Source organism: Streptomyces sp. IBSBF 3136 (assembly GCF_036815105.1).
In the GTDB taxonomy this organism is placed as follows: Bacteria; Actinomycetota; Actinomycetes; order Streptomycetales; family Streptomycetaceae; genus Streptomyces.
The window spans coordinates 1-24,680 of sequence record NZ_JAJSZC010000115.1 but is presented as its reverse complement, the minus strand read 5'-3'; the positions used below and the strand labels follow the sequence as shown (position 1 = coordinate 24,680).

The 24,680-nt window shown below is 68.6% G+C and carries 25 protein-coding genes and 4 pseudogenes; 14 read left to right on the top strand and 15 right to left on the bottom strand.

Annotated elements, in window-relative coordinates:
- Both V7E45_RS23570 and V7E45_RS23565 read right to left on the bottom strand, forming a co-directional pair.
- Window positions 1-608, bottom strand: a pseudogene (locus tag V7E45_RS23570) (hypothetical protein); the annotation flags it as partial.
- A gap of 233 nt (window positions 609-841) precedes the next feature.
- Window positions 842-1,858, bottom strand: coding sequence for an alcohol dehydrogenase catalytic domain-containing protein (locus V7E45_RS23565; RefSeq protein ID WP_333776190.1), 1,017 nt, complete (start codon window positions 1,856-1,858; stop codon window positions 842-844).
- Window positions 1,859-2,057: 199 nt separating this feature from the next.
- Between V7E45_RS23565 and V7E45_RS23560 the strand changes: the two genes are divergently transcribed.
- Window positions 2,058-2,654: a TetR/AcrR family transcriptional regulator gene (locus V7E45_RS23560; protein ID WP_333776189.1), complete on the top strand. Its 597-nt coding sequence runs from the start codon at window positions 2,058-2,060 to the stop codon at window positions 2,652-2,654.
- A gap of 61 nt (window positions 2,655-2,715) precedes the next feature.
- On the opposite strand, the gene V7E45_RS23555 is transcribed toward V7E45_RS23560, so the two are convergent.
- Window positions 2,716-5,067: a SpoIIE family protein phosphatase gene (locus V7E45_RS23555; RefSeq protein WP_333776188.1), complete on the bottom strand. Its 2,352-nt coding sequence runs from the start codon at window positions 5,065-5,067 to the stop codon at window positions 2,716-2,718.
- Between the two features lie 394 nt (window positions 5,068-5,461).
- On the opposite strand from V7E45_RS23555, the gene V7E45_RS23550 reads away from it, so the two are divergent.
- Together V7E45_RS23550 and V7E45_RS23545 are read left to right on the top strand one after the other, a co-directional pair.
- Window positions 5,462-6,181, top strand: a complete 720-nt coding sequence (locus V7E45_RS23550) for a hypothetical protein (protein WP_333776187.1) — start codon at window positions 5,462-5,464, stop codon at window positions 6,179-6,181.
- Between the two features lie 20 nt (window positions 6,182-6,201).
- Complete coding sequence (locus V7E45_RS23545) at window positions 6,202-6,612, top strand: CGNR zinc finger domain-containing protein (protein WP_333776186.1); 411 nt, start codon at window positions 6,202-6,204, stop codon at window positions 6,610-6,612.
- Between the two features lie 37 nt (window positions 6,613-6,649).
- Here V7E45_RS23545 and V7E45_RS23540 read toward each other — a convergent pair whose 3' ends face one another.
- The 4 genes from V7E45_RS23540 to nthB all read right to left on the bottom strand — a co-directional run bounded on the left by V7E45_RS23540 (window position 6,650) and on the right by nthB (window position 9,408).
- Window positions 6,650-7,528 (bottom strand): NmrA family NAD(P)-binding protein, encoded by an 879-nt coding sequence (locus V7E45_RS23540; RefSeq protein WP_333776191.1) that lies wholly within the window; start codon window positions 7,526-7,528, stop codon window positions 6,650-6,652.
- Window positions 7,529-7,796: 268 nt separating this feature from the next.
- On the bottom strand, window positions 7,797-8,144 hold the full coding sequence (locus tag V7E45_RS23535) for a nitrile hydratase accessory protein (protein ID WP_333776185.1): 348 nt from the start codon (window positions 8,142-8,144) through the stop codon (window positions 7,797-7,799).
- Window positions 8,141-8,740: a nitrile hydratase subunit alpha gene (nthA, locus tag V7E45_RS23530; protein WP_333776184.1), complete on the bottom strand. Its 600-nt coding sequence runs from the start codon at window positions 8,738-8,740 to the stop codon at window positions 8,141-8,143. The genes V7E45_RS23535 and nthA overlap by 4 nt, the downstream gene beginning before the upstream one ends.
- Window positions 8,737-9,408 (bottom strand): nitrile hydratase subunit beta, encoded by a 672-nt coding sequence (gene nthB, locus V7E45_RS23525; protein ID WP_333776183.1) that lies wholly within the window; start codon window positions 9,406-9,408, stop codon window positions 8,737-8,739. The genes nthA and nthB overlap by 4 nt, the downstream gene beginning before the upstream one ends.
- A 312-nt stretch (window positions 9,409-9,720) precedes the next feature.
- Here nthB and V7E45_RS23520 point away from each other — a divergent pair, with 312 nt between their 5' ends.
- The 3 genes from V7E45_RS23520 (at window position 9,721) to V7E45_RS23510 (ending at window position 12,375) form a co-directional block, all read left to right on the top strand.
- Window positions 9,721-10,341, top strand: coding sequence for a cysteine hydrolase family protein (locus tag V7E45_RS23520; RefSeq protein ID WP_333776182.1), 621 nt, complete (start codon window positions 9,721-9,723; stop codon window positions 10,339-10,341).
- Window positions 10,342-11,351: 1,010 nt separating this feature from the next.
- On the top strand, window positions 11,352-11,669 hold the full coding sequence (locus V7E45_RS23515) for a putative quinol monooxygenase (RefSeq protein ID WP_333776181.1): 318 nt from the start codon (window positions 11,352-11,354) through the stop codon (window positions 11,667-11,669).
- A 115-nt stretch (window positions 11,670-11,784) separates the two neighbouring features.
- Complete coding sequence (locus V7E45_RS23510) at window positions 11,785-12,375, top strand: VOC family protein (RefSeq protein ID WP_333776180.1); 591 nt, start codon at window positions 11,785-11,787, stop codon at window positions 12,373-12,375.
- A 449-nt stretch (window positions 12,376-12,824) separates the two neighbouring features.
- Here the strand turns inward: V7E45_RS23510 and V7E45_RS23505 are convergent, their stop codons facing one another.
- Entirely contained in the window at window positions 12,825-13,370 is a 546-nt protein-coding gene (locus V7E45_RS23505) for a PaaI family thioesterase (protein ID WP_333776179.1), read from the bottom strand.
- A 96-nt stretch (window positions 13,371-13,466) separates the two neighbouring features.
- Window positions 13,467-13,973, bottom strand: coding sequence for a winged helix-turn-helix transcriptional regulator (locus tag V7E45_RS23500; protein WP_333776178.1), 507 nt, complete (start codon window positions 13,971-13,973; stop codon window positions 13,467-13,469).
- 107 nt (window positions 13,974-14,080) lie between these two features.
- On the opposite strand from V7E45_RS23500, the gene V7E45_RS23495 reads away from it, so the two are divergent.
- The 3 genes from V7E45_RS23495 to V7E45_RS23485 all read left to right on the top strand — a co-directional run bounded on the left by V7E45_RS23495 (window position 14,081) and on the right by V7E45_RS23485 (window position 17,075).
- Window positions 14,081-14,779 (top strand): SDR family oxidoreductase, encoded by a 699-nt coding sequence (locus V7E45_RS23495; protein WP_333776177.1) that lies wholly within the window; start codon window positions 14,081-14,083, stop codon window positions 14,777-14,779.
- A gap of 12 nt (window positions 14,780-14,791) precedes the next feature.
- Window positions 14,792-16,375, top strand: a complete 1,584-nt coding sequence (locus tag V7E45_RS23490) for an MFS transporter (RefSeq protein ID WP_333776176.1) — start codon at window positions 14,792-14,794, stop codon at window positions 16,373-16,375.
- Window positions 16,376-16,466: 91 nt separating this feature from the next.
- Entirely contained in the window at window positions 16,467-17,075 is a 609-nt protein-coding gene (locus V7E45_RS23485) for an AraC family transcriptional regulator (protein ID WP_333776175.1), read from the top strand.
- 237 nt (window positions 17,076-17,312) lie between these two features.
- Here V7E45_RS23485 and V7E45_RS23480 read toward each other — a convergent pair whose 3' ends face one another.
- The 3 genes and pseudogenes from V7E45_RS23480 to V7E45_RS23470 all read right to left on the bottom strand — a co-directional run bounded on the left by V7E45_RS23480 (window position 17,313) and on the right by V7E45_RS23470 (window position 18,934).
- Window positions 17,313-17,591 carry a hypothetical protein gene (locus V7E45_RS23480; protein WP_333776174.1) on the bottom strand — a complete coding sequence of 93 codons (279 nt, stop codon included), beginning with the start codon at window positions 17,589-17,591 and terminating at the stop codon, window positions 17,313-17,315.
- 23 nt (window positions 17,592-17,614) lie between these two features.
- Window positions 17,615-17,773, bottom strand: a pseudogene (locus tag V7E45_RS23475) (recombinase family protein); the annotation flags it as partial.
- A 288-nt stretch (window positions 17,774-18,061) separates the two neighbouring features.
- Entirely contained in the window at window positions 18,062-18,934 is an 873-nt protein-coding gene (locus V7E45_RS23470) for an NADP-dependent oxidoreductase (protein WP_333776173.1), read from the bottom strand.
- A gap of 255 nt (window positions 18,935-19,189) precedes the next feature.
- On the opposite strand from V7E45_RS23470, the pseudogene V7E45_RS40655 reads away from it, so the two are divergent.
- The 3 genes and pseudogenes from V7E45_RS40655 to V7E45_RS23460 form a co-directional block, all read left to right on the top strand.
- Window positions 19,190-19,357: pseudogene (locus tag V7E45_RS40655) on the top strand (IS630 family transposase); the annotation flags it as partial.
- A 188-nt stretch (window positions 19,358-19,545) separates the two neighbouring features.
- Window positions 19,546-19,728 (top strand): hypothetical protein, encoded by a 183-nt coding sequence (locus V7E45_RS23465; RefSeq protein WP_333776172.1) that lies wholly within the window; start codon window positions 19,546-19,548, stop codon window positions 19,726-19,728.
- Window positions 19,729-19,779: 51 nt separating this feature from the next.
- Window positions 19,780-20,142, top strand: a complete 363-nt coding sequence (locus tag V7E45_RS23460; protein ID WP_333776171.1) for a hypothetical protein — start codon at window positions 19,780-19,782, stop codon at window positions 20,140-20,142.
- Between the two features lie 62 nt (window positions 20,143-20,204).
- Here V7E45_RS23460 and V7E45_RS23455 read toward each other — a convergent pair whose 3' ends face one another.
- Window positions 20,205-21,329, bottom strand: a complete 1,125-nt coding sequence (locus tag V7E45_RS23455; protein WP_333776170.1) for a DUF6183 family protein — start codon at window positions 21,327-21,329, stop codon at window positions 20,205-20,207.
- 321 nt (window positions 21,330-21,650) lie between these two features.
- On the opposite strand from V7E45_RS23455, the pseudogene V7E45_RS23450 reads away from it, so the two are divergent.
- Window positions 21,651-21,751, top strand: a pseudogene (locus V7E45_RS23450).
- A gap of 53 nt (window positions 21,752-21,804) precedes the next feature.
- On the opposite strand, the gene arr reads toward V7E45_RS23450, so the two are convergent.
- Both arr and V7E45_RS23440 read right to left on the bottom strand, forming a co-directional pair.
- Complete coding sequence (gene arr, locus V7E45_RS23445; RefSeq protein ID WP_333776169.1) at window positions 21,805-22,215, bottom strand: NAD(+)--rifampin ADP-ribosyltransferase; 411 nt, start codon at window positions 22,213-22,215, stop codon at window positions 21,805-21,807.
- Window positions 22,215-22,928, bottom strand: coding sequence for a hypothetical protein (locus V7E45_RS23440; RefSeq protein WP_333776168.1), 714 nt, complete (start codon window positions 22,926-22,928; stop codon window positions 22,215-22,217). Before V7E45_RS23440 ends, arr begins: the two co-directional genes overlap by 1 nt.
- Before the next feature lie 1,079 nt (window positions 22,929-24,007).
- Here V7E45_RS23440 and V7E45_RS23435 point away from each other — a divergent pair.
- The gene (locus tag V7E45_RS23435; RefSeq protein ID WP_333776167.1) at window positions 24,008-24,610 is read left to right on the top strand and encodes a DUF6058 family natural product biosynthesis protein; all 603 of its coding nucleotides are present in this window, start codon (window positions 24,008-24,010) and stop codon (window positions 24,608-24,610) included.
- Window positions 24,611-24,680: the final 70 nt, after the last annotated feature.

The window sequence follows — 24,680 nt, the reverse complement described above, 5'->3', positions numbered from 1 at the left end:
CGGTCGCGCTGCCGGGCGCTGACCACCGGGCCGATGCGGTCGCCGTAGCGGGCGGGGGCGGGCCCGGGCAGGGGGCCGTTGGTGACGAGGCTGCCGAGGATGACGGTGCCGAAGGCGAGCCAGTACAGCAGCCCCACCGCGAAGGCCGCGTCGGCGACGCCGGGAAGTCTGAGTGTGGAGGCCATGGCGCTGGCGACGAAGGGGGCGGAGGAGACGGGCAGCAGGTAGCCCGGGTGCAGAGTGGTGGTGCTCAGGGCGCCCGTGAGCCAGTGGGCGAGCAGGCGTGCGGCGATCAGGGCGGCCACGGTGAGGAACATCGCGTAGGCCCAGCGTGCCCCGGTGAGTCCGAAACGGGAGAAGTGGCCTGCGATCAGCATGCCGATGATGGGGACGTACCCGAGGGCGAAGCCCTGGACGGGATGGCGCAGGTCGTGCCGCAGGTTGCGCCATCGGGCCCCGCCATGGCGCAGGTACTGGGCCAGCAGCACCAGCCAGATGAGCCCGCTGACCGTGAACAGCGCGTCGCTGACCCGCAGAGCGGGCGGAAAGTTGGTTGCCGCCGCCTGCCAGGCTCCGCCGAGGCCGGCTGTTCCGAGGGAGACGGACAGCAGGCCGACCCTTGCGGCGCGGGTCGCGTGACGACCGTTGGCGTCGGAGACGGTGTCGGTGGCCGTCCGCGCCCGCCCGCTGTCATACGGGGCTGGACGCGCTCGCCCGCTGTCACGCGGGGCCGTGCTGTGTGCTCTGTCGTGTCGACCATGTCGGTCATGGGGAACCTCAAGGGGAATGCCGAGGGCGCGGGCCGGGACTCGTCCGCCCGGCGGTGCGGGTCGCGGCGTGGTCAGGCGGCCATGTCCAGGACGACCCGGAAGCGGGCCTTGCCTGAGAGCATCCGTTCGTAGGCGTCCATCGCGTGGGTGAAGGGCATGGTCTCGGTGGAGGGGCGGATGCCGTGGGCGAAGCTGAAGGCGAGGTTGTCCTCGTTCTGGATCGACGATCCGGTCAGGCTGCCGACGATGCGACGGGTACCGAAGATCAGGTCGGCTGTGGCGACCGTCAGCGGGTCGGGGGCGGCGCCGACCACCACCAGCGTGCCGCCCGGGGCGAGTCCTCGGACCAGGGGGTTCATCGACGTGCCGCTGGACGCGGTGGCGACTATGACCGATGCGCCGCCCAGGTCGGCAAGCGCCGTGCCGGGGTCGGTGCCGGTGCTGTCGATGTACTCGTCGGCGCCCAGCTCCCTGGCGAGAGCCTCCTTCTCCTGGCCGCGGGCGATGGCGACCACACGGTGTCCGAGGCCGCGGGCGTACTGCAGGGCCAGGTGCCCCAGCCCGCCAATCCCCTGCACGGCGACCAGCGCGCCCGCCCGGGCAGGGGTTTGTTGGAGTGCAGTGAGGGTGGTCAGGCCGGCACACAGCAGCGGAGCCGCCTCGACGGCCGGCATGCCGTCGGGGATGCGCACCAGTCCGCTCGCGCGGGCGTACGTCACCTCCGCGTATCCGCCGTCGATGGTGGTGCCGGTCTGTTCCTGGTTCAGGCAGTTGACGAAGTCACCGCGGCGGCAGGGCTCGCACTCCCAGCAGTGTCCGTTCAGGAAGCCGACGCCGACGTGGTCGCCGGGCCTCCAGGCGGTGACACCCGCGCCCACGGCATCGATCACGCCGACGATCTCGTGGCCGGGAACCACTGGATGGGACGGGTCGGGGCGCAGTCCCTCCACCGCCAGCACGTCGGAGTGGCAGACACCGCACGCCTCCACCCGGAGGCGGACGTGTCCGGGCTCCGGCTCCACCAGCTCCCGCTCGACGAGCCGGAGCTGGTGGACGCCCGTGGCCTCGAATGCTCGGTACGCGGACATGACGCATCTCCTCGGTGCTGCCTCTGTCGGCACAGGGAGGGCCGAGGGCTTTGGGGCGGGGACTTACCTTCAATATGACCGGTCACTTTAAAACTCGTCAAGCGCTACCTACAGCCGAACCACAGGCCATGTGCCGGCGTGGACGGGGGCTGCTTCCCTGGTGGCCTGGGTTTGACCCAAGGCAAGGCGACCGGACATATTGACCTTCGAGGTGGTGGTGAGGATGGCACGCGCGTCCAAGCGCGAGGAGATCGCGCAGGCGGCTCTGGAGCAGTTCCGTACGCGGGGCTTCAATGCCACGGGCATCAGCGACATAACCTCGGCGGCGGGGGCTCCGAAGGGCTCGTTCTACAATCACTTCGCCAGCAAGGAGGAGAGCGCCCTCGAGGCGCTGAGCCGCTACGCCGCCGGATTGCGGTTCGACATGCTCGACACGCCAGGACGCCCTGCGCTGGAGCGGCTTCGGGCGCACTTCGAGTTCCTGGGCGCGGATACCGTCGACAGCGGGTTCGCCCGCGGATGCCTGGTCGGCAACCTCGGCGCCGAGGTGGCGGACCACTCCGAGGAGATCCGCTCCGCCGTTCAGGGCGGCTTCCAGCGGTGGGCCACGCGCATCCGGCAGGTGCTCAGCGAAGCCAAGGAAGCAGGAGAGCTGAATGCCGCTCTCGATGTCGAAGACGCCGCGCTGTTCATGCTCAGTGCCTGGGAGGGCACGCTGATCGTTGCCCGTGCGGACAAGTCCTCCGCTCCCTTCGACGCCTTTTTCCGCATGGTCTTCGACGTCCTTCTGCGCTGATCCCCCTGGGGTCCGCTGAGGACTCGCAGGCGTCGCACCACGATTCCTGGTCGGAGGGGCGCTACGGGTGCTGTGACGGGAAGGCTTGCTCGGTCCAGACCGTCTTCCCGTTGTCGGTGTAGCGGATACCCCAGTTGTGTGCGAGCTGGGCGCAGATGAACAGGCCGCGGCCGCCTTCGTCGACCGTTCGTGCGTGGCGCAGCCGCGGAGCGGAGATGCCGGAGTCGTGGACCTCGCAGGTGAGCGTCCGGTCGTTGATGAGGCGCAGTTGCACGGGCGGCGCGCCGTACCGCAGGGCGTTGGTGACCAGCTCGCTGACGATTTCCTGGGTGTCGTAGGAAGCGTCCTCGTCCACGCCCCAGCCGGCCAGTTGGTGCCGGGCGTGGCGCCGCGCGACGGCAGGAGCAGTGGGTTCATCGTCCAGCCGCCAGGTGACGACGCGGTCGGCGGGGAAGGGGCGGGTGCGCGCGAGGAGAAGGACGGCGTCGCCGGGAAGAGCATCGGTCCGGAGTCGGTAGAGGATGTCGTCGCACAGGTCCTGCAGGGGCCGGTCGGTGCCGGCGAGCAAGCGCTGAAGCGGCTGCGCGTCGCTTGTGCCGTCCTCGGGCCGTGCCGCAGACAGGAGCGAGGCCGTGTAGAGGGCGAGTACGTCTCCATCGCCCAGAGTGACAGTGGTGGCGGCGTACGGGGGGCCTCCTCCGTCGCCGAGGGCGGCTCCGGCGGCCATGTCGACCACTCGAGTGCCGGAAGCGGCGCCGGCGACGACGGGCGGCGAGTGTCCGGCTGAGGCGATGGTGCACGTATGGGTGAACGGGTCGTAGAGCGCGCACAGGCATGTCGCGCTGAGGGGCTCGTCCCGCAGGGGGTCGCCGAGTGGCAGCGCCCTCCGCTCGCGCGCGAGACGTGTCATGGTGTCGTCGACTCGGGCGAGCAGTTCGTCGGGTTCCAGGTCCAGGGCGGCGAGCGACTGCATGGCGGTCCGCAGCTGACCCATGGTGACGGCGGTGTGGATGCCATGGCCGACGACTTCCCCGACGACCAGGGCCGTACGGGCGCCGGGCAGGGCGCAGGCGTTGGACCAGCCCCCCGCGCCCCGGTCATCGGCCACGTACAGGTCGGCGGTCTCGATCGCGGTCTGGGACGGAGGAGCCGGGGGCAGCAGATGGCGCTGCAATGTCGCAGCGATGGTGTGCTCGCGGGTGTAGCGGCGGGCGTTGTCGATGCTCAGGGCGGTGTGCGTGGCCAGTTCCACCGTGAGGGCGAGTTCCTTCTCGTCGAATCCGCCGGATCGCTGCGTGCGATAGAGACTCAGCAGCCCGAGCACCTTTCCGCGTAGCGTCAGCGGCGCGACGAGCAGGAAACGTGCGCCGGATGCGTGAATCGCTTCGGCCCGCGCCGGATCGGCCGCCAGCCAGGGCGTGTCGGCGCCGAGGGCAATCGCGCGCGGCTTGAGGTCGGCCAGCGCCTGCGCGTACGGGGTCGGGAACGGCAGTGCGCGGACGTCTCCCACCGGATGCGCCCGGGCCTGCTGATCACCGCCGCTGTTCCCGAAGGCGGCCCGACGCAGCGGCACATTCCGGCCCAGCGGGCTCAGCGGTGGTTCCTCTCCGCGCACCACGGGCTCCACCACTTCCACCACGGCGATATCGGCAAACCCGGGGATCAGCGCGCGGACCAACTCCTGGCAGGTTGCCACCACATCCAGGGTTTGTCCCACCCGCTCCTGGACGGCATACAGGGCCTGGACTCCGCGGCGTACCTTCTCCTGCTCTGTCACGTCGTGTGCCACGACCACTGCCCCGGGTGCGTCCCGCAGGGGAAGCACCGAGACGCTGTGCGTGTGCTGGGAATCATTCTTCGGGTCCGTCCGCATGACGTGGTCGACCGCCGACGCACCGTCTCCCATGGCCTGGCACAGCATGTCCTCCAGTGCGCGGGGTGACGTAAGGGGCCACGCATCGGTGAGGGGGCGTCCTCGTATCTGCGGTGTGCTCGCGCCGGACAGGGCCTGTGCCGCCGCATTGGCCGACACGACGTGCAACTCCTCGTCCACCACGAACAAAGCCGCTGCCATGTGAGCGGACAGCGCCTTGAGCACCGCGCTCTCGATGCCGGGCACCAACCCGTCCGCAGGTGGCAGGAAGACGCCCCACGCCGCCGAACCGTCGTCACGCAGCACCGGCCGCACACACAGGCCCCTGCCGGCGGCGCCCTCTGAAACATCACGCAGGCTGCCATCGCTGCAGCGCTCCACGTCGCCACCGCCTGGCGCGGGGACTGGGCCGGCCAGGTCGATTGCCGGACGCCCGACCACCTCGCCCGCCGGACGCCCCCACACCTCCTCCGCCTGGTGGCTCCACTGCACGACCACACCCCCGCCGTCCACGACCATCAGTGGCGTCTCACCGGCCATCGGAACCACCTCCGCCTTCCAGCTTGCCCGGCTGCCAGGGGCTGCGCCGCCGCAGAGCGGCGCCATCCGAGGCCCTGCAAGCCGGCCGGTACGCGAGAACCCCTACGACAGCCGCTGGTGGACTTGCATCACACGGCCACTCCAACACTGGGGCCGGGTTTGACCAGCGGATACTTGCCGTCCACGACAGTTTCGCCCAGGCTTGCAGCGCCCTGAGGATCAGCGCCCGGGGTGCGTGACGCCGACGAACCAGTGAACGATGAGAGAGCCGCCCGGCCTGCGAGGGTCACCGCGGATCGCACGGCAGCGGCTGCGGTTGCGTCGCCGAAGCCGTGCCGCCCGATCGACGTCCCTTTGGCCGCCTTCCCCTGTTGCGACCGAGCAGGAGACCTATATGAACACGTTGCTCGCACAGATCCTCGACGCGCATGGCGGCCTCGACCGCTGGAACGCACTCACCAAGGTCCGCGCGACCATCGTCAGCGGTGGCGATATGTTCGTCATCAAGGGGATGCCGCAGGACCCCACCCCCCGGGAGATGACCGTCTGGCTGCACGAGCAGCACGCCGCCGTGATGCCGTTCGGCGCCCCCGACCAGAGGACCGACTTCACGGCCGACCGCATCGGCATCGAGAAGATCGACGGCCGGGTCGTGGCCGAACGCAACCAACCGCGGAAGTCCTTCGCAGGCCACGAGCTGAACACCCCCTGGGACCCGCTGGACCGCGCCTACTTCAACGGATACGCGTTGTGGACGTATCTCACGACGCCTTTCCTCCTGGTGATGCCCGGCTTCACCGTCACCGAAATCGAACCGTGGCGGGAAGGGGACGAACTCTGGCGCGGGCTGCGCGCGACCTTCCCGCCCGGCATCGCCAGCCACAGCACTCAGCAGGACTTTTACTTCGGCCCAGACCATCTCCTGCGTCGGCATGACTATCACGTCGACATCGCGGGCGGGTTCGCGGCAGCGCAGTACGTGTACGACATGGTGGAAGCGGACGGGATCCGTCTGCCCACCAGACGCCGGGCCTACCGAGGCGCTGCGGACAACCGCCCGATCCTGGACCAGACGATGGTCTCCATCGACGTCAGCAACGCTCGGTTCACCTGACATCCGCCCGTACGCGGCGCGTGCTGGGCGGGACCGGCCGACCGCGCCAACCCGACCTGCTGGAGTCCGTCGAGGACGCCGGCGCGTGGCTCGACCAGGCGCTGGAGAGCTGGAGCGGCGCGCCCCACCGACCCGCCCCCGGCATCGCCCTGACAGCCGAGGACGTACAGGGCCTACGGGACTTGCGCCATGGCCTCAACCGGCTCGTGCAGGCGCCGACCGATGAGTCGTCACCCCAACCCGGCCCTGTGGCTTCGCTCATGACGCTGCCCACCGCTCTACGGCTCGACGAGCACGGGCGCATCCGAGCCGAACCGCGGGGCACAGGGTGGCGCCAGAGTGGTGTATGGCATGACGTCCGCGTCTGCGGTAACGCGGCCAACCTGCGCAACTATCGTGCCCGCAAGCGCGCGGGCACCGAGCAGCCCTGACAAGCGGCGAAGCTGGATCGCAACTCCACTGCCAGTGCTACGCGGCGGGTAGGTTCCGCAGGAGATGGGTGAACCCCAGGGGAGGGCGTCCGAGTAGTTCGGTGACGTCGTTCGTGGCGCGGTCGTAGCGGTTCTCGCGGTGCAGCCTTGCCATGGTGGCGATGTGCTCGAAGACGTGGGGTGGCAGGTCCTGCTTCCTCAGGTCGCCCTCCAGCCACTCCTCGTACGGCACGTCGACGTAGGTCACGGGACGGCCGAGGGCTGCGGAGAACTCGGCGGCGATGGCTGCCATGTCGCGGGAGTGCGCCCCGGTCAGTTCGTAGACCCGGCGGGGCGGCGAGGACGGGGCGAGCAGGAGTCGGGCGATCACCTCCGCCACGTCGGCCGCGGCGACCGGAGAGGTCCGGCCGGAGCCGAACGGGAGGCGGATGGTGCCGTCCCGCAGGGCCGAGGCGACGGCGACCCGGGCGAAGAGCGGATTCTCCATGAACACCGTGGGCCGCACATGTACGACCGGTACGCCCGACCAGTCGAGAACGTGCTCGGACAGCCAGTGCAGTCGCTGCTGGCGGGATTCGGCAGCGCTGGTGAGGGTCATCTGAGACACTGTCATCTGCGAGATGCTCACCAGCAGATCAAGGTCACCGCTGTTCCGGACGGCCGCCGCGACCGTCGTGGCGGCCTCCAGGTACGCCGGTGACACACCCATCCCGAAGTAGGCCCGGTGGCAGCCCGCCAGTGCCTCCACCACGTCGGCGCCACGCGTGAGGTCGCCGACCATCACCTCCACCCCGTCCAGGGCCCGCAGCGCCGCGGCCCGCTGGTCTTCGTGATGCATCAGAGCCCGCGCCGGCACACCATGCGCCCGCACATGGTCCAGGACCATGCGTCCGACTCCGCCGACAGTGCCACCCACGCCGGTGACAAGGATGGGCCGTACGTCCACGTCGATCACCTCCTGTCTCTCGGGCCGGTGGAGCGTGCACAGCGGACGGGCACCGACTGGCAGCTGGCCCCAGCGGACGAACCGCCCAGACGTCCTCGTTGGCCTGGTCGTCCTGGAAGACGAAGAGCGGCTTGGTGCCGTGTGCGGGTGCTTCGGCGAACGCGATTGCGTTTACCCGCCTGGAAGACTTGCGGACGATTGCTCGCTGACAGGGAAGTGACCCCGGAAGGCGTCGCAGTCAACGCGCGTGGTCGCGGTGGTCGTGACCCGGGGAGCGTCGCGCCAGGGCCTGGGCGCGTGTGATGACCTCGTCCCTGGACACGGCGCAGAGGCCGGCGAGTACGTCCTCCAAGGCGCCCAGCCACAATCGGTAGTAGGGATACAGCTCGCCGTGCTCCCGTGAGGCTGTCCAGGCGGTGATCCGGGCGATCAGCGCGCTCTGGAATTCCGGCCAGGTGAAGACGCCCGCCTCGTACAGGGTGACGGCCATGCCGAAGGCACGGCTTTCCCACGGCTCGGCGAACACCAGCTCACCGTTGGAGCGGGGCGGTGCGGCGGGGCCCCCGATGTCCAGCGGCGCGCTCACGGTGTCGCCACCCTGGCCACGCCGACCATCGCATCCCTGGTGATCAGCGGCACGAGTTCTTCTTCCGCGAGGTGCTCGGTGCCGGGTGGACGCTCGGGCAGTACGAGCCAGCGCACCTCGCTGGTGGAGTCCCGGACGATGATCTGCACGTCGTCGTCGAGCGTGAGTCCCATCTCGGCCAGCACCGTGCGTGGCTCCCTGACCACGCGTGCGCGGTAGGCGGGGTTCTTGTACCAGCTCGGCGGCAGACCGAGGACCGGCCAGGGATAGCACGAGCACAGCGTGCACACCACGACGTTGTGGGTGGTCGGGGTGTTCTCCACCACGACGATGTGCTCGCCCTGCTGTCCCGAGAAGCCGAGTTCCTTGATGGCGGCAGTGCCGTCTTCGAGCAGGCGTCGCCGGTAGTCGGGGTCCGTCCACGCCCTGGCGACGACCTTGGCACCGTTGAGTGGGCCCACGCTCGTCTCATAGCGGGTGATGATCGCGTCCATGGCCTTCGGGTCGATCAGGCCGCGCTCGGTGAGCAGTTGCTCGAGCGCCTCGGTGCGCAGCGCCACGGAGGGGCTATCGTCAGAGCCGCCGGTGGCGGTCATGCGGTGCTCTCCAGATAGCTCTCGTACATGTCCACGGTGACGGTGAAGGGTTCGACGTCGGCGCCCCACAGTTCGCGTGAGTCGAACCGCACCGAGTAGACGCGTTGGGGGTTCTCACCCATGAAGTGTGCGTTGGTGTCCGGCAGCACATGTACGGGCTGGATGATCTCGACGACTCCGCTGTGTCCCCGGATGTAGCGCGGCAGTCGCGTGTGCCCGGGCACGGAGATGTTCCTGGCGCGTACACGCTCACCGACGCGGAAGGCCGGTGAGGTGTCCACGGACCGCAGTGAGCCCTCGGCGGTGGGACTGTACCGGGGCAGGGCGGGTGCCGGGACCGGTGGCTCCTCCACGTGTTCGCCGTGCAGGTTGCGGGCGCGGGCACCGACCGCACCTGGCGCCAGGACGGAGTGTTCGGTGAGCATCAGTTCCCCGGCGTTGAGCCACCGGCCGTAGTAACCGTCGTCCAGGTAAGCGGGGCGGTCCAGGCGCTCCAGTGCGTGCCGGAAGGCATCCGGGTTGACGCCGCCGCAGGCGATGCGGCTGGAGAGGATCGCCAGCGCGAATGCCTTGCGCTGCCAGTCTTCGGCGAAGACGGGCTCCTCGCGATCTGGTGGCTGGACGCGTCCCCAGCCCTGAGTGCCCCCCATGTCGGCAATTCCATCCATGGCGCAACCTCCCATATGCCGCAAAAGCGGACACGCGCTTCCATCATATTTGGCTGATGGCCGGCTGTCAGGGACGCGGGTCGGTTGCCTGCCGGTTTGCACACTTGGGTCTGCGCGGACGGATGCTGATTCGAGTGTGCACGGTTCTGGCGAACGTCGCTCGCGAGGGTCGAGCACGCGCGCCGCGCCGCAGGAACCGCTCGACCTGCCCGTCGATCGCCCCCGGGGCCCCAGTCGGCGAGCCGCAGTTGAGTGTTGCGGAGGAGGACGCATAGTGGATCACGAAGGACATTCACCTGGGAGGCGGCCATCATGACGGACCGTTACGACCCCAGTCGCACAGCGGTACTGCTGGTGGACCCATACAACGACTTCCTCTGCGAGGGCGGCAAGCTGTGGCCGCGCGTGGAGCCAGTGGCCAAGGATGTGGGTCTGCTGCACAACCTGCGCATGATCATCGACGCGGCGCGCACAGCCCGTCTGACGGTGGCGTTCGTCCCACACCGGCGCTGGGAGGAGGGCGACTACGTCGGCTGGGACCATCCCAATCCCAGCCAGCGTCAGGTGCAGCGTCGGCAGACGTTCGCCCGCGGCACCTGGGGAGGCGAGTTCCACCCGGACTTCCAGCCGCGGCTCGGAGACCTGCTGATCAAGGAGCACTGGGCGCAGAGCGGCTTTGCCAACACAGACCTGGACTTCCAGCTCAAACAGCACGGCGTCACACACGTCATCCTGATCGGTTTGCTGGCGAACACCTGCATCGAGTCCACGGGACGCTTTGCGATGGAGCTCGGCTACCACGTCACCCTCGTCACCGACGCGACCGCAGCGTTCAGTGCCGACATGATGCACGCGGCACACGAACTGAACGGCCCCACCTACGCTCACGCCATCGTCACCACGGCGGAGCTCGTCCACACCTTGGGAGGCTGAATCGCCACCGGTCTCGCAGGGGTGGACGACTTCGGCTTCGCTCGCGACGGCGACACCATGTCGGCCGCCGCCATCCCGGTGACCGGGGCGAGCTCGTTCGCCCAGACGGCTCCCGCACCGCGGTGTATACCGGCGCCGACGGATTGCAGAACCCCACGGCCCTTCACCGCGGTGACAGCGGGCACGCCAGGACCTGGGCGCCTACCTGTCGGTATCGCCGCCTACGCCGTCCAGACGTTCCCGTTCTAGGTCGGCGATCTGCTGCTCCTCTGTACGGCCGACGTCACGGACACTTCGACGACGACGCGGCCGCGGTCGCGATCCGCCGCCTGGCCCCCTGACCCCCGCATGGCAAAGCTCCCGAGTGGAGTGACTTTCGCAAGCTGAGGCTGCCCGGTCAGCGCATCGCCTCGCGGAGGAACCGGCCGTCGACCCGGTGACGCCGCCCGAGGTCGACGAGGTCAGGGTCACGACGATGGTCGACAACACATACGACGCTCGGCTGGCCTCCGTCGAAGGCGTCACCCGGGCGTCGGCGGGCGCCGGACGGACCGTCGCGCGGCAGTTCGCCGGCCCGAGACCGTTGCGGGGCTGCGTGCCGAGCACGGCTTCTCCGCCCTGGTAACCGTCCGAAGCGGCAACACGAACAGCATGTTGCTGTTCGACACCGCAGCGTCGCCGGGCGAGCTGTCGGTGAACGCCGAGCGTCTTGGCATCGATGTCGGCGGCCTGAGGGCGTCGTGCTCAGCCACGGGCACTTCGACCACGCCAGTGGCTTCGACGGCCTCGCCCGGCTGCGCGGTAGCTCCGGCCTGCCGCTGACCGTCCACCCCGCTGGGACCGTGGCACCCGCGACAGCACACCATGCCCGCACACGCCTGGTGCAGGTTGAGCGTTCATTGAGCCTCACGCTTAGCCATGACCAGTGCTCTCGCGATCGGACCAGTGCGCCGTCGACGCGCGTGCCGCCCGCTGTGTGGGGAGACTACGAGTGGCAGAAGGAGGCAGGAATGAGCCAGATGGCGCTTTGTGTGCGATTCACGCTGCGTGACGGTGCCGGCGAAGCATTCGACGAACTGGTCCGTGAGGCCGTCGAAGGGGTCCTCGAACACGAGCCAGGCACCCTGGTCTACGCCTGCGGCGAGGTCGAGGGAGCACCGAACCAGCGCCTCTTCTTCGAGCTGTACGCCGACCGCCCTGCCTTCGAAGAACACGGGCGCCAGCCGCACGTCCAGCATTTCCTGAGCGAAAGCAAGAAATACGCGGAGAAAACAGAAATCGACCACCTCCGACCGTACGTGGGCAAGTACCCCTCCGGGTCGGCATAGCAGCTCGGAAGGCCCATCAGCGCCGGCCGCAGAACCTCCTGGCGCATTGACAGCTGTGCCAACGCGGCCAAGTGCCCGCACAACACCAGCCTGCCTCAGCGAAGGGGGCGGTTTCATGAAAATCAGCGACGTCGACATGAAGGTCGAGGTGCTGGTCATGCCAGTGGCGGACGTCGAACGGGCCAAGGAGTTCTACGGCCGCCTTGGCTGGAGGCTGGACATCACGCCACCGGGGGTCGTCCAGTTCACCCCGCACGGCTCCGCGTGCTCGGTCCAGTTCGGCACAGGCCTGACGTCGGCCGCGCCCGGGGCGGGCAAGGGATATCTGATCGTCTCCGACATCGACGCCACCCGCACTGCACTGCTCGCCGCCGGTGTCGAAGTCGATGCTGTCTTTCATTCTGGGCCGGACGGGCCGGTCGTGGGCCTCGACCCTGAGCGACGCAGTTACTTCTCACGCGCCACCTTCCGTGATCCCGACGGCAACACCTGGCTGCTGCAGGAGGTCACCACCCGGCTCCCCGGCCGCGTCGATCCCGGCCCGACGTCCTTCACTTCCTCGACCGATCTAGCGAGCGCGCTCCGGCGCGCGGCAGCCGCCCACGGTGAACACGAGAAGCGCACGGGCCAAGAGGATCCGGACTGGCCCGACTGGTACGCCCACTACATGTTGAGCGAGCAGACAGGCGTCCAACCGCCCAAATAGGGCCTGCGCGGGGAGCACTGCGGGAACTGTTCCGCCGTGTCAAGAAGTTCTGGCTGCTGGAAGATCCACCGCCGTACCGCGCCAACGCCGTCCTGCGCCACCTACCCGGAGCCATCGAAGGTGCCCGTAGCCATCGCAGGCTTCAGCGCCTGTTCATCACCCAGCTCACACAGAACTGGGGCGTCCGTTACTCCGTCGACGGCAAGACCGTCTTGGCCGAGCAGAATCTCCCTGCCTTCAACCTCGCCCGGTTCCCGACCGCGGTGACAGCGCCCGCGAGGTCGCCCTGATCATGGTCAGCCAGCCGTATGCCTTCCGCTGCGACCAATGGCATCGCGTCCCCAGGCTGACCCTTCCGGGCTACAGTCGGTCAGCTGTTCCCAGAACCCATGCTCGCGGATTCGCCGTCATCAGTGCCGTGGGCCCCTCTCTCGCGCCGTGCATGGTGGTCAGCGGGTCGGGACCGGGAAGAGCATGCAGCTGCTGGTGGCGTGGGCCAGCAGCCGGTCGTCGGAGTCGCGGAGCTCTGCCTGGGCGAGGGCGGTGCGGCGGCCGCTGTTGAGGACGGTGCCTATGGCGCGGACCTTGCCGGTGTCGACGGTGATCGGGCGCAGGAACTTCAAGGTCAGGTCGATCGAGGTGTATCCCATGCCCTGAGGCAGCACGGACTGCACCGCGCAGCCGACCGCCGAGTCCAGGAGCGTGGCGTATACGCCGCCGTGGACGCTGCCGATCGGGTTGTAGTGCTCCTCGCCCGGCACCAGGACGAAGACCGCTCGGCCGTACTCGGCCTCCTCCAGGGTGAAGCCCAGGGTGGCGGCGATCGGCGGGGCGGGCAGGCGTCCGGCCAGGATCTCGCGGAGGAAGTCGATGCCGCTGTGATGGGGGACGGCGTCGGCGGAAATGGTGGGGTCTTCCCAGCCGAACACACGTGATCTGCGTGTCGCCGCTCCTGTCTCGCCGGTGATCAGGGACTTCTTCGATGTTTCGGACATGCGGCTGCTCCTCGGGGCATGTGTTGTCAGTGTGGCGTGCCAGTCCGCAAGGGGCGGGCGCGCCCGCTCTGCGGTGGAGTCGTCCTGCCGGGTGTTTCAGCCGCCGCTGGATTCAGATCTGTCCGGGGCGGCGCGAATGAGGCCCGGGCCGGCGTCGACGACCGAGTCCCCGGGCTGCACGTCGTGGCCGTCGTCGCAGCGGAGCACCGCATGCACCGGCGCACCGCAATTTTCGTGGCGTACGACCACCGGGGGCCCGTGTTCGTCGGCGGCCCAGGTGTCGCCCCACTGCCGCAGCGCCACGATGACGGCCCGGAAGTCCCGCCCCTTCTGCGTCAGTTGATAGGCGTGCCGGGTCCGCTGGCCGGGCTCCTGATAAGGGACGCGTTCCAGGAGGCCGGCGGCGGTCAATTCTTTCAGGCGCGCCGCGGCGGCGGGTTCTCCGATGCCCACACGCCTGGCGAAGTCGTCGAACCGGCGTGTGCCGAAGAACGCCTCGCGCATGATCAGCATCGCTGTCCTGTTGCCGACGATCTCCAGAGCCCTGGCGATGGAGCAATTGGCCATGGACCAGGCATCCCGTTCCTTCAGTAGATCCTTCATCTCCCCACCTTCCACCTGGCTTGCCTCATGCGAAGCCAGCCTATACCGTCGATGCTGACTTCTGAAGCCATAAGTCAGCTTAGGGCACGCATCCCAAAAGAGGAATCATGGACATCAGCACATCAAGGGTCCTGGTCACAGGGGCCAACCGCGGGCTCGGCAGGGCACTGACCCAGGAACTGCTCACGCGAGGTGCCACTGTGTACGGGGCCTCCCGCCGACCGGAGCAGATCGATCTGCCCGGCGTGAAAGCGATACGGCTCGACGTCACCGACCCCGCCTCCGTCGCCGCGGCTGCGAAGGAGGCCCGTGACATCACAGTGCTGATCAACAACGCGGGCAGCTCCACGGGCGCCGATCTACTGACCGGCAGCTGGGACGCCGTCCGTCTGGAGATGGAGACCCACTATCTGGGCACCCTCGGCATGATCCGGGCTTTCGCCCCGCTGATCGAGGCCCAGGGCGGGGGCGCCGTCCTCAATGTCCTTTCCGCGCTTTCGTGGATCAGCTTCCCCGCCGTCGGCGCCTACGCCGCAGCCAAGTCCGCGGAGTGGAGCCTGACCAACGCGTTGCGACAGCAGCTCGCGCCCCGGGGCATCACCGTGTCCGGACTTCACGTCGGCTACATGGACACCGACATGGCCCGCCACGTCGCCGAGCCCAAGACCGCCCCGGCGGACGTCGCCCGCGCGGCCGTCGACGGCATCGCCGCCGGGGCTGCCGAGATCGTCGTCGACGACCGCAGCCGCCAGGTACAGGCCGACCTCTCCGGTGGCGTCGCCGCCCTGTACCCGCAGCTCGGCTGAGACGAGGACACCGTGACCTCCACTCCGTCCCCCGCCCCGGGCCGACTCAGGCCGACCGACCGGCACACCGATGTCCGACCCTCCTCGAACCAGCCCTCCCGGCTCGCCGCCGCCGTCACGCTCATCGCGATGTGTCTGGGCGCCATGACGACCTTTCTGCTGATCACCGCATCGGTGTCAGCGATGTCGGCCATCCAGGATGATCTGCACGTCTCCCCCACCGGCCTGGTCTGGATCCCCTCCGCGTACGCCCTGCTCGTTGCCTGCCTGGTGATGTCCGCGGGCACCGTCGGCAACCACTACGGCCGCAAGCGCACCTTCCTCACCGGCGCCGCGATCATGATCGTCGGGTCGCTCACCGTCTACGCCGCGCATTCAGCGGGAGGCGTCATCGCCGGCCAGCTCGTCTCCGGCCTCGGCGGGGCTCTCATCCTGCCGAACAGCCTGGCCATCCTGGGAGCGGCATTCCCCGACCCCCACCGGCGCACCGAGGTCGTCACCGCCTGGGCGGCCTCCTCAGGCATCGGACTGGCTGTCGGCCCCCTGATCGCGGGCACCCTGCTGGACCACTTCCACTGGAACACGGTCTTCCTGTCGACCGCCGTCCTCGCCCTGGTCACCATGGCCGTCGCCGCCTTCGTCACCGAATCACGCGGCCCCGACGGCAAGCTCGACATCCCCGGCCAGATCCTGGCCGTCGTGGGCATCGCCGCTCTCGTCTACGCCCTCATCGAAGGCGGACACGACGGTTACACCAGCCCCAGCATCCTCACCGCCTGGATCATCGCGGTCGCGGCCCTGACCGGTTTCGTCCTCGTCGAGCGCGCCGGCCGCACCCCCATGCTGGACATGACCCTGTTCCGGTCGGCGTCATTCAGCGCGGTCATGTTCGTAAGTGCCGTCTCCCTGTTCGGCTTCACCGGCATGGCCATCCTGTCGGTGCTCTTCTACGAGCGCGTCCAGCACCTGTCCGCCCTGGACGTGGGATGGCGGCTGCTGGCCTTCTTCGGCGTCTACGTCGTCGTCGCCTACGCGACCGGACGCGTGATCCGCCGTACCGGCTTCAAGCTCCTGCTGACCCTCGGCTTCCTCCTCGGCGCCGCCGCCGCAGCCGGACTCACCACGCTGGATCCGGGCACCCCCTATGCCCGGGTGTGGTGGCTGTACGCGCTCTTCGGCGCCGCAAGCGGGATGGTGGCCGCGCCGAGCACCGCCGCCGCCCTGGTCAGCGTCTCCCACGAACGCGCCGGCATGGCTTCCGGAGCCGTCAACACCTTCCGCCAGATCGGATCCGTCACCGGCTCCTCACTGCTCGGCGCACTCCTGGCCAGCCGGCTTCAGTCCCAACTGCCGACCCGGCTCGGCGCCCACCACGTCCCCCGAGCAGCCTGGCCCGCCGTCGAGCACGCCGTCTCCACCGGCAGCGGCGCCCACCGAGCGGCCCCGCCGAACGTGAGCGCCGCGATCGGCGACGCCTTCACCTCCGGCGTCCATACCGGCATGACCGTCATCGCCACCGTGTTCCTGTGCGCGGCCCTCGCCTCGGCCCTGCTGGTACACAACCGACCGCACCACACCACCGCCACGACGAACTGACGCGTGACTTCCAGGAGCGACGCCGAGAACCGTGCCGGAATGGCGCGCCATGGAAGGATGCACATCCATTGCCGTACTGGAAGGAGACGTGATGCAGGTAGCCGTGGTCACGTTCGACGGGTTCAACGAACTCGACAGCTTCATCGCATCCGCGCTGATCAACCGATGCCGAAAGGACGGCTTGGAAGCCTTCATCACCACCCCGACACCGGTGGTCAGGTCGATGAACGGTGTCGAGGTGACCGGACAGCGCCCGATGGAATTCGTAACCGAAGCCGAAGTGGTGCTGATCGGCAGTGGCGTGAAGACACGAGACGTGGTCGCCGACGACCAGTTGATCTCCCGGCTGCCGCTCGACCCTTCGCGACAGCTCGTCGGTGCGCAATGCTCCGGCGCGCTGGTGCTCGCCCGGCTGGGGTTGCTGGACGGCATGCCGGCTTGCACCGATGTGAAGAGCCGGCCCTTTGTAGAAGCCTGTGACGTGACCGTGCTGGACGCGCCGTTCCACGCCGAGGGGAACATCGCCACGGCAGGGGGCTGCCTGGCGTCCCAGTACCTCGCCACTTGGGTGATCACCCGCGTGCTCGGGGAGGGCGCCGCGCACGACGTCATCGGCTACGTGGCACCGGTCGGCGAAAACCAGGAGACCATCGACCGTGCCATGCGCGCCGTCCACACGGGCGCGATCGCACTGCGCTGACATCCCGCCATCAGTCTCAGCACGATGAAGATCCACCATCTGCAAACCGAGTGGTCACGGCCTGAAGTGAGATGGCGGTCGGTGCTGGGCACGGCCGGTTGTCAGATTTCAAGTCCTCGACTGCTGCTTCGGTGATCATGGGTCCAAGGCTTCCCCTGGTGTGATCCTCCGGTCCGTAGCCTCGCGGGAGAGCGTTTTCGCCGCTCGGGTCCGTACACGAACTGTCTGTCGACCGGATCATCCCTCGGCCTTGAGTCCGGCAGGCGTTCCGCGGTCACTGCCCGGGGCCGTCTTCGAAGACGAGGAGCGGTCTGGGGCCTTGTGCAGGTGCCTCGGGGAACGAGATGGCTTCGGTGAATCGTTCGAGCTGGAACGGCTGGCCTGGAGGATGCTCAGCACGGCATCACCGACGAAGCGGCGAACCTCCGCCGGCGCCCGCAGCGCATCCGCAGGCGAGGCAATGCCGAACCAGCGGTTCAGCCAGGAGCCACGAACCGCTTCCTTCTCGTAGATCACCGAGCGTGCCGACAGCGGAATCGTCAGCGCCCCCGGGCCCCCGGGTCGGTCTGCCGAGGGGTGGACACCGTCGTAGAGGCCCGCGCGGCGGCCAGGCCGTTCATCGTATTGGCCACGATCAGCTCACTCTGGAGCTCCGCGAATGCCGACAGCATGCCGAGCATCGCCCTGCCTTCCACTGTGGAGGGGTCGGCCGTTGTTGCGCGCGCCCAACAGCCGCACCGCGCCCTTCTCCCGTGGCCGGTGGCCGGTGGCCGTCGAGCCGGTCAGCGAGGCGTTTCCATCGACCGTCAAGCTGTCGGCGTGCGGGGCGGGACCTGGACGGTCGGTCAGCGTTACCCGGCGCAGGATGAGCTGACCTTTGATGCTCGCTCCCGGCAATCGCACTGCGCCTTTCGACCGGGCACCGCCCGATCCTGGTGCTGGCCACGGTGTCTGCCAGGCGCGCTCGAGAAATCGTCAGGCAGACGTCACGCTCGGGTGAGCACGATCTTCTTGCCGCCGGCCCCTCCGGTAACCACCCGGGCGAACGCAGCCGGTCCCTCGCTCAGCGGCACGGGTTCCGGTGCGAGTGCCAAGGTTCCCGCGGCGGCCTGCGCCGCCAGCTGGACAAGCTGGGTGGCGTTGGGCTCGACGTAGAGGTCCCAGCTCGTGATGCCTCGTTCCTCCGCAGGCGCGTCCGAGGTCAGGGAGCACAGTCGGCCGCCGTCCCGCACCAGAGGCAGGGCGGAGTCCGCCGTACCGGTGGCGATGGTGAGGGCGGCGTCGAACCCGCCGCGTACCTTGGCCGACCAGTTCGGGTCATGGTAATCGACGACCTCCCTCGCTCCCAGACCCAGCAGGCGCTCTGCGGCGGCAGCGGACGCGGTCGCGGTCACTTCGATGCCCTTGGCCGCGGCGAGCTGGATGGCCAGAGCTCCGGTGCCCCCGCCTCCGTTGGTGATCAGGAGCCGCTGTCCTCGGCTGAGGTCCAGCTTCTCCAGGGCCCGCAACGCGGTGAGTCCGTTGACCGGCAGCGCCGCCGCGTGCACGGCGTCCAGCCCGGGTGGGCAGGCCGCGGTGTGATCCGCGTTGATCAGAACGCGTTCGGCCCAGAAGCCGCTTCCCCCGGGCAGCGGGGCCTCGTGTGCCAGTACCCGGTCGCCTACGGCAAACCCGCTGACCCCCGCACCGACGGCCAACACCTCGCCCGCGCCCTCCACTCCCAGCGCCGCCGGGGGGCGTAGCCCCACGTCCCAGCCAGCGCCGTTCAACAGCTGGTCCCACGGACCGACCCCGGCCGCCTCCACCGCCACCAGGATCTGTCCGGGCCCGGGAGACGCCGGTTCGGGCAACTCCAGCAAGGCGACTTCCTTCTCGGTCCCAGACACTCCGCACGCCTTCACAGCAGATCTTTGTCCTCTCACTCAGCCCGGCCGACCTGCAGGTACGAGCCGCAATGCCAACCCAGGCACCAGTGTCGACCTCGAGATCCCCTACAGAGGCCGCTTGCGGTCTCAGCCGCATTCGTGTCGAGCCCATGCACCTAACGGACTTCATTGGGTGATGGCGGGTCGTTCGGCTGAGCATCGAGCCCTCTGCGCTGCACTGCTGTGACCGTGAGGTACGCGCAGGGCGGCGGCGTGACCGACGCCGAGAGGGAAGCCCGGGAGCGAGTGCGGCTGGATGCGCTGGCTCGGTCCGAAGTCGGGGACAGGAACAGGACCATCGCTGCCACTCTGCGGGTGTCAGAAAGATCGGTGGAACGGTCGCCCTGGGCCGGGCACCTGCTCACCATCCCGCCCCCAGCCACCGCGCTACGAGGGCCGCCCGGGCCACCTCCCGGTCTCCGGGTCCCCCCAGGCGCCACACACACATGGAGCGCCACACCGCTCTGCACCGACACCCCGGCCACAGATCACGGTTGCCCCACCGGGCCCCGATCACCGGCACCCACCTCGCTACCCCGCTCCGCATGGGTGTCCGGCACAACAACGCCCTCGCCGGAGAGGAACGGGGCGTGGCACCGCTGTTGTGGACCCATGTGAACCCGTACGGCAGGTTCGAGTTGGACATGCACAGCCGTCTCGATCTCGGCTCCGTCGCACCCATCCCGACTCGACGGCCGGGCGGACAGCAGCCGAGAACCACCGGGTGAAGAAGCAAAACCCGTTGGCCCATGACGAAGCGCCGCCGGTACGGTAAGTCCGTGTGCACCTACGCCTTCGTCCACTACAAGCTGCACTACGCATGCATATCGTGTCGGATCAGCTTCAAACGACATCCCAGCGACGCCGGACACACGTGCCCGCGATGCACCGGGCCGCTGCTGTGTGCCGGCCACGACTTCGCGGCACCCCGGCGCAGCAATAGGAAGGCATGGTCGGTCGTCGCCGTGGTCCTGGGCGCCGGGCTGCGCTACGAGGGCTTCGAGCCGTGCGGTTGCGGACGGGATCCGAAGTTCCGCCCCCGTACCCGTGCCCAAGTGCGCGCTCGCCGCATCGTCGCCACGCGCACCGGCGCCCCGCTCGCGGAGTTGCTCGGGCAGGCCGACCCGCTGGAGATGCGCTGAGCCCGGCAGGGCTCGGCGCAGTTCACTCCGTCCAACTCCTCGACACACGAATCACGGCCGGCTCAGTCGGTATCGGTGGCGGCAAGCACGGCCAGGCGCCGCCGACCTGGGGAGAGCGCGGCCAGACCGATGTCCCAGGCCACCTGCTCGTACCACTTCGTGTCGGCGTCGAAGCCGTGCCAGACGCAGTCCAGCACATGTGCTTCGACCTCAGCGGCGCCGGCGCCTTCTGGGCTTCCGGCCAGCGCGGCCAGGGACTGCCAGGCCGCCAGACGGCCGTAGGCGCCGTAGGAACCCGAGTTGTACGCCCCTCCAGTCGACGCCGCGGCGAAGAGCACCCGCCATGCCTGCGCCGGCGGACGGACAGCAACGGACACAGCAGTCTTCTTCCCCGCCCCGCGCAGACACTCCAGCCCCAGCGTCAGGAGCGCGGTCGGGACCGACTCGGGGTCCAGGGGTTCGGCGAGGTCGAACACCCGCGCCTCGATACGCCCGTTGGACTCCTCGGCCCAGTTCGCCACGGCCGCGCCCATCGCGCTGGCAGCGGCCCGTGCCGTCGTCTCCTGCGCCGTCGGCACGCGCGCGCCGGCGTTCACCGCCAGTTCGCGGCTCTCGGACGGCCCGTATGGCATCGAGTGACTGCTGCCGCGGATGCTGTAGCTCGGCAGATCCGCACTTTCCTCCACACAGGACAGCGTCAGGGGCAGCCAGCCCAGCGGGTGATGACTCCAACGCGGCGACGTCGCCCAACCCGCGATCCCCGGTACCTCCCCGACGAACACACCCCTGAGAACCAGCTCGTGGACCAGACACGCCCGAAGCTCCTCAGAAGCCCGGCCGGTGAACGCCGCAGCCAGGTCCGCCGCCTCATGGCTGGAAGCCAGCAACGAGGCCGTGTAGCGATCCAGCTTCCTGCCGGCGACCTCAGCCGAGGAGACCAGCCGGAGCGCCTGGGTGACATTCTCGGGACCAGCGGTGGTGGCCAGCAGCCGAAGCAGATGGTCGAAGACACTTCGGTATTGCCACACGTGCCCCCCGGTGCCGTACGTCCTGGCGAGAGCGATGCCAAGGTCAGCAGCAAAGGCAGCATCCCCCTGCGCGACCCGGCCATCGGCCACCGCCCACACGCCGGTGACATCCGTCAGATCCACCAGCCCCGTCACGATCTTCTGTATCTGATCAGCCACGGTCCTGACCCTACGCATCCGTCCGCCCCTCCACAGGCAGCCGGCAGCAGTGCACCGGCCGCCTTCTTCCCCCCTCCCCCCAGGGCAGATGCGCCGGCCCGTCCTGAAGCTCACTCGACGCCGCGTCCGCACGTGCTCACGACGCCGCCGGTCACCCAAGGAATTCAGAGAGCACTCTGCCTCCACGAGGCCGCGCCAGCGCAGCGTCAGGTCCCCCCCGGCCGCCCGGGCGGGTCAGCCGGGCGTCAGGCCGCGGTCAGCGGGCGCTGCCACAGTGATGCATGTGAACGGCGCGGGAACGAACCCCGGAGCCGGACACGAGGAGAGGTGCCCGGAGTGGTTGATCGGGGACCAGCGAGCACGTCTCACAGGTCGGACCTTCCTTCGGGGAGTCCACGCAGGTTCGAATCCTGCCCTCTCCGCCCCACGGCAGCGCAGCCGCCGCACCCTCCGAGATCGCTGCGGGACAACCCCTTCAGTTGATGATTTCCGCGCGGTCATCCGCAAGGACCGCGGCCAGCCGGTCCCGCCACGCCTGGAGAGCCTCCGGCGTCAGCCGCGTCCAGTCGGTGACCTCACCGACGACCCGGAGCGGTTCCCTGCTGCGGTAGGAGCGGGTGGGATTACCGGGGAACTTCTTGTCGGTGACGTTCGGATCGTTCTCGAACTGCCCCGTCGGCTCGACCACGTACACGCGCGGGGCCCCGTCACCGGCGGCGAGCTCCGCCGCCAGTCCCGCGCCGTCACGCAACGCCGTGAAGTACACGTGATTCATCACGATCTCAGGCCGGTAGTTGGAACGGAAACCGGCAGTGAGGTGATCCCCCACCCGCAGATCCGCCTTCGTACCGTGAAAGAACGGCCCCTCGTCCAGCACCTCATCCATCACCTCAGGCTACCCGCTCTGCCATCCGCGTAGTGGCGCAGGTAGTCACGCACCTGAGGCTCGAGTCCGGACAGGTCGCTGCCGTTCAGGGCATGCCAGAGACGGTTCTCGATCCAGAACCGATAAGCGAACTCCTCGAACGAAGGTGCACACCAGAGGATTGCGGCCCTTTGCTCCTCCGGATCGTCGAGATTGGTCTCCGTCTCTTCCTCATCGCGCCGTGCCTCGTACTCGTAGTCGAGATAGGAGTGCACGACGAATGCCTCACCCGAAGGCCGGAGGTAGAGATACCAGATGACGCAGTCCTGTTGATCCCGCAGGAATCGCACGAGGAAGGCGCCTGGCTCGACCGGACTGGGCAGGGGCTCTGAGATATCGGTCCAGCAGCAGGTCACCGAGACCTCGTCCAGTGAGTACTGCAGCTTCGAGTCGGCCTGGAAGGTGACGAAGTCCCGAGGCAGCATCAAGCCCTTGGCCGCAAGGTTCTCTGCCAAACAATTGAGCGCCGTGACGTGTTCGGGAACAGGTTCACCGGTACCACCGAGCCACTGAAAGGTACCCGTGAGCTCGGTGGAGTCGAGAGGTGGCAGGCTCTCGTAGGCGTAGTACTCATAGGTGTGGCGACAGTGTCGGTACTCACCCAGGTCAGTAGCACACCAAGCAGAGTCGAAGCCGACCGAGGACAAGTCAGAACCGGATCGTTCGCGAAGCATCGGCCCCCCTAATGATCACCGTGAGCGGAATCGTTGGCGTCAGCATCGCACTGCCTACTGACACTCCCTGCGACGGGGGAATCAGGCCAGCTCGCGCTGGTAAGGACGAACGTTGCCTGACTGCGGCACTAGAACGGCACTGCCAGCAGCCGGGTTAACCACAGGACCGCCGGGAGTCCGAAATCGACGCCCGACAAGCCGGTCACCGCGAACGCGGCCAGAGGGATACCCAGCCAGACCACGCGGGACGGGGCCAGCACCCGCGAGGGATCCTGCGGGTCGTAGCGGATCTCGTCCCGTACCCGCGCAGCGCCGGACGCGCCGTGATGTCGCAGCCGTCAAGGGTGTGAAAGTGGACGAGGTAGCTGCCCGCGCTCTCGCTGTCGCTGGACGGGACGGACTCAGAACTCGCGCGCACGCTGGGGCCGCGCCGCCACATCAACCACCGCGTTTCCAGCTCCGCCATGCCCACCCACAGGTGCAGCAGGACGACACTCGGCGCTAGCAGCGCCAGGCGAGCACCGCCAGGCTCCGGGGTTGACCGGCAGCCAACCGGACGCCGGTCTCTCCCCCCATCGCACATGACCGCTTCGATCTCAGCGCCGAACGCGGCGATTGCCTCCTCGTTGCGGTCGCGGACGGTCATGACCGTCCCGCTGCTCGCACCCCCGAACAGGCCAACGGCCAGCGACCACCCAGCAACCTCGACACGGCGGATCTGCTCCCCGGGCACGATGAGTGTCGTACGCCCCCGCCTGAAGTGCAGCGCATCATGCTCCACCCACACCCGGACACGACTCCTGCCCAGCACCGCACTCGCGCACGCCCGGCATCCACATCCCCCACAACAGCGGATCCGAGACGCACCAGACGCCAGAACCGCCAGGAGCAGCATCCGCCACCGCCCGGCGCCTGCGCGATAGCACCAACACCTGCGGACCGGTGGGCGCAGGCGAGGACGAGGCGTCCCCGTCCCTCAGAGCCTTCCCCGATAGTTCGGTGGCTGCCGAACCGTCCGGCCCGTAGCGTGCACAGTCCCATGCGGGAGACGCCCGCGCTGGTGACCTCGGAGGGTCCTTGTGCCGGAGACAGATCTGAAGCAGCAGCTCATGGAGCGGTTCCGGGAGGTCAACGGCGACCATCCGATGACCGACGCGGATGACGCATACGTGAGCGCGCAGTTCGTTGCCCTGGACGAACTGTGCGCGGTCCACGACCGCGAAACCGATACGGTCCGCCAACTGATGCTGGAGCAGCGTCTGCCGCTTCCGGGGTATCTGCGCTCCGACGGTGCTGAGATGGTGCCGGCCGACCTGTTCGCTCTCGCCGACGAGGCCGGCGGCACAGCCCAGCTCGAAACATGGTTCACCGCCCACTGGGCCGACCCGCTCATCGCGAAGACCGAGTGGAACTCCTACCTCAGCGGACAGTACGTGTGCCTGCACAAGGTCACCCCCGCCACCATTCAACGCAAGGACCACCTGACCGCCGCAATCACTGCTGCCACAGCAAACGAACCGCAAGCCGCTTCAGCGCAGTGGTTGGAGCGGCTGCACGCTCTGGTCGACGAACTTGACTCCCTGGAACCTGCGTTCACTGCCTACGACCGTCTACGGTTCGGCGGACCCACGTCCCGGGACACCTGCATCGACGCCATACGCGCCCGTTACCCCCGCCCATGACCCGAAAGCTGTGGGTGACGCCCCGTGACCCCGGCAGCCGAACCGTAGACGGTCGTAGGCAGTGAACGCA

Excerpts from the sequence above, each read along its gene's own strand:
- nthA (WP_333776184.1), bottom strand. The coding sequence starts at position 8,740 with ATGACCGCCACCGGCGGCTCTGACGATAGCCCCTCCGTGGCGCTGCGC.
- nthB (WP_333776183.1), bottom strand. The coding sequence starts at position 9,408 with ATGGATGGAATTGCCGACATGGGGGGCACTCAGGGCTGGGGACGCGTC.
- V7E45_RS23550 (WP_333776187.1), top strand. The coding sequence starts at position 5,462 with ATGAACACGTTGCTCGCACAGATCCTCGACGCGCATGGCGGCCTCGAC.
- arr (WP_333776169.1), bottom strand. The coding sequence starts at position 22,215 with ATGGATGAGGTGCTGGACGAGGGGCCGTTCTTTCACGGTACGAAGGCG.
- V7E45_RS23565 (WP_333776190.1), bottom strand. The coding sequence starts at position 1,858 with ATGTCCGCGTACCGAGCATTCGAGGCCACGGGCGTCCACCAGCTCCGG.
- V7E45_RS23465 (WP_333776172.1), top strand. The coding sequence starts at position 19,546 with ATGGGTGTCCGGCACAACAACGCCCTCGCCGGAGAGGAACGGGGCGTG.
- V7E45_RS23515 (WP_333776181.1), top strand. The coding sequence starts at position 11,352 with ATGAGCCAGATGGCGCTTTGTGTGCGATTCACGCTGCGTGACGGTGCC.
- V7E45_RS23495 (WP_333776177.1), top strand. The coding sequence starts at position 14,081 with ATGGACATCAGCACATCAAGGGTCCTGGTCACAGGGGCCAACCGCGGG.
- V7E45_RS23440 (WP_333776168.1), bottom strand. The coding sequence starts at position 22,928 with ATGCTTCGCGAACGATCCGGTTCTGACTTGTCCTCGGTCGGCTTCGAC.
- V7E45_RS23510 (WP_333776180.1), top strand. The coding sequence starts at position 11,785 with ATGAAAATCAGCGACGTCGACATGAAGGTCGAGGTGCTGGTCATGCCA.
- V7E45_RS23555 (WP_333776188.1), bottom strand. The coding sequence starts at position 5,067 with ATGGCCGGTGAGACGCCACTGATGGTCGTGGACGGCGGGGGTGTGGTC.
- V7E45_RS23500 (WP_333776178.1), bottom strand. The coding sequence starts at position 13,973 with ATGAAGGATCTACTGAAGGAACGGGATGCCTGGTCCATGGCCAATTGC.
- V7E45_RS23520 (WP_333776182.1), top strand. The coding sequence starts at position 9,721 with ATGACGGACCGTTACGACCCCAGTCGCACAGCGGTACTGCTGGTGGAC.
- V7E45_RS23485 (WP_333776175.1), top strand. The coding sequence starts at position 16,467 with ATGCAGGTAGCCGTGGTCACGTTCGACGGGTTCAACGAACTCGACAGC.
- V7E45_RS23505 (WP_333776179.1), bottom strand. The coding sequence starts at position 13,370 with ATGTCCGAAACATCGAAGAAGTCCCTGATCACCGGCGAGACAGGAGCG.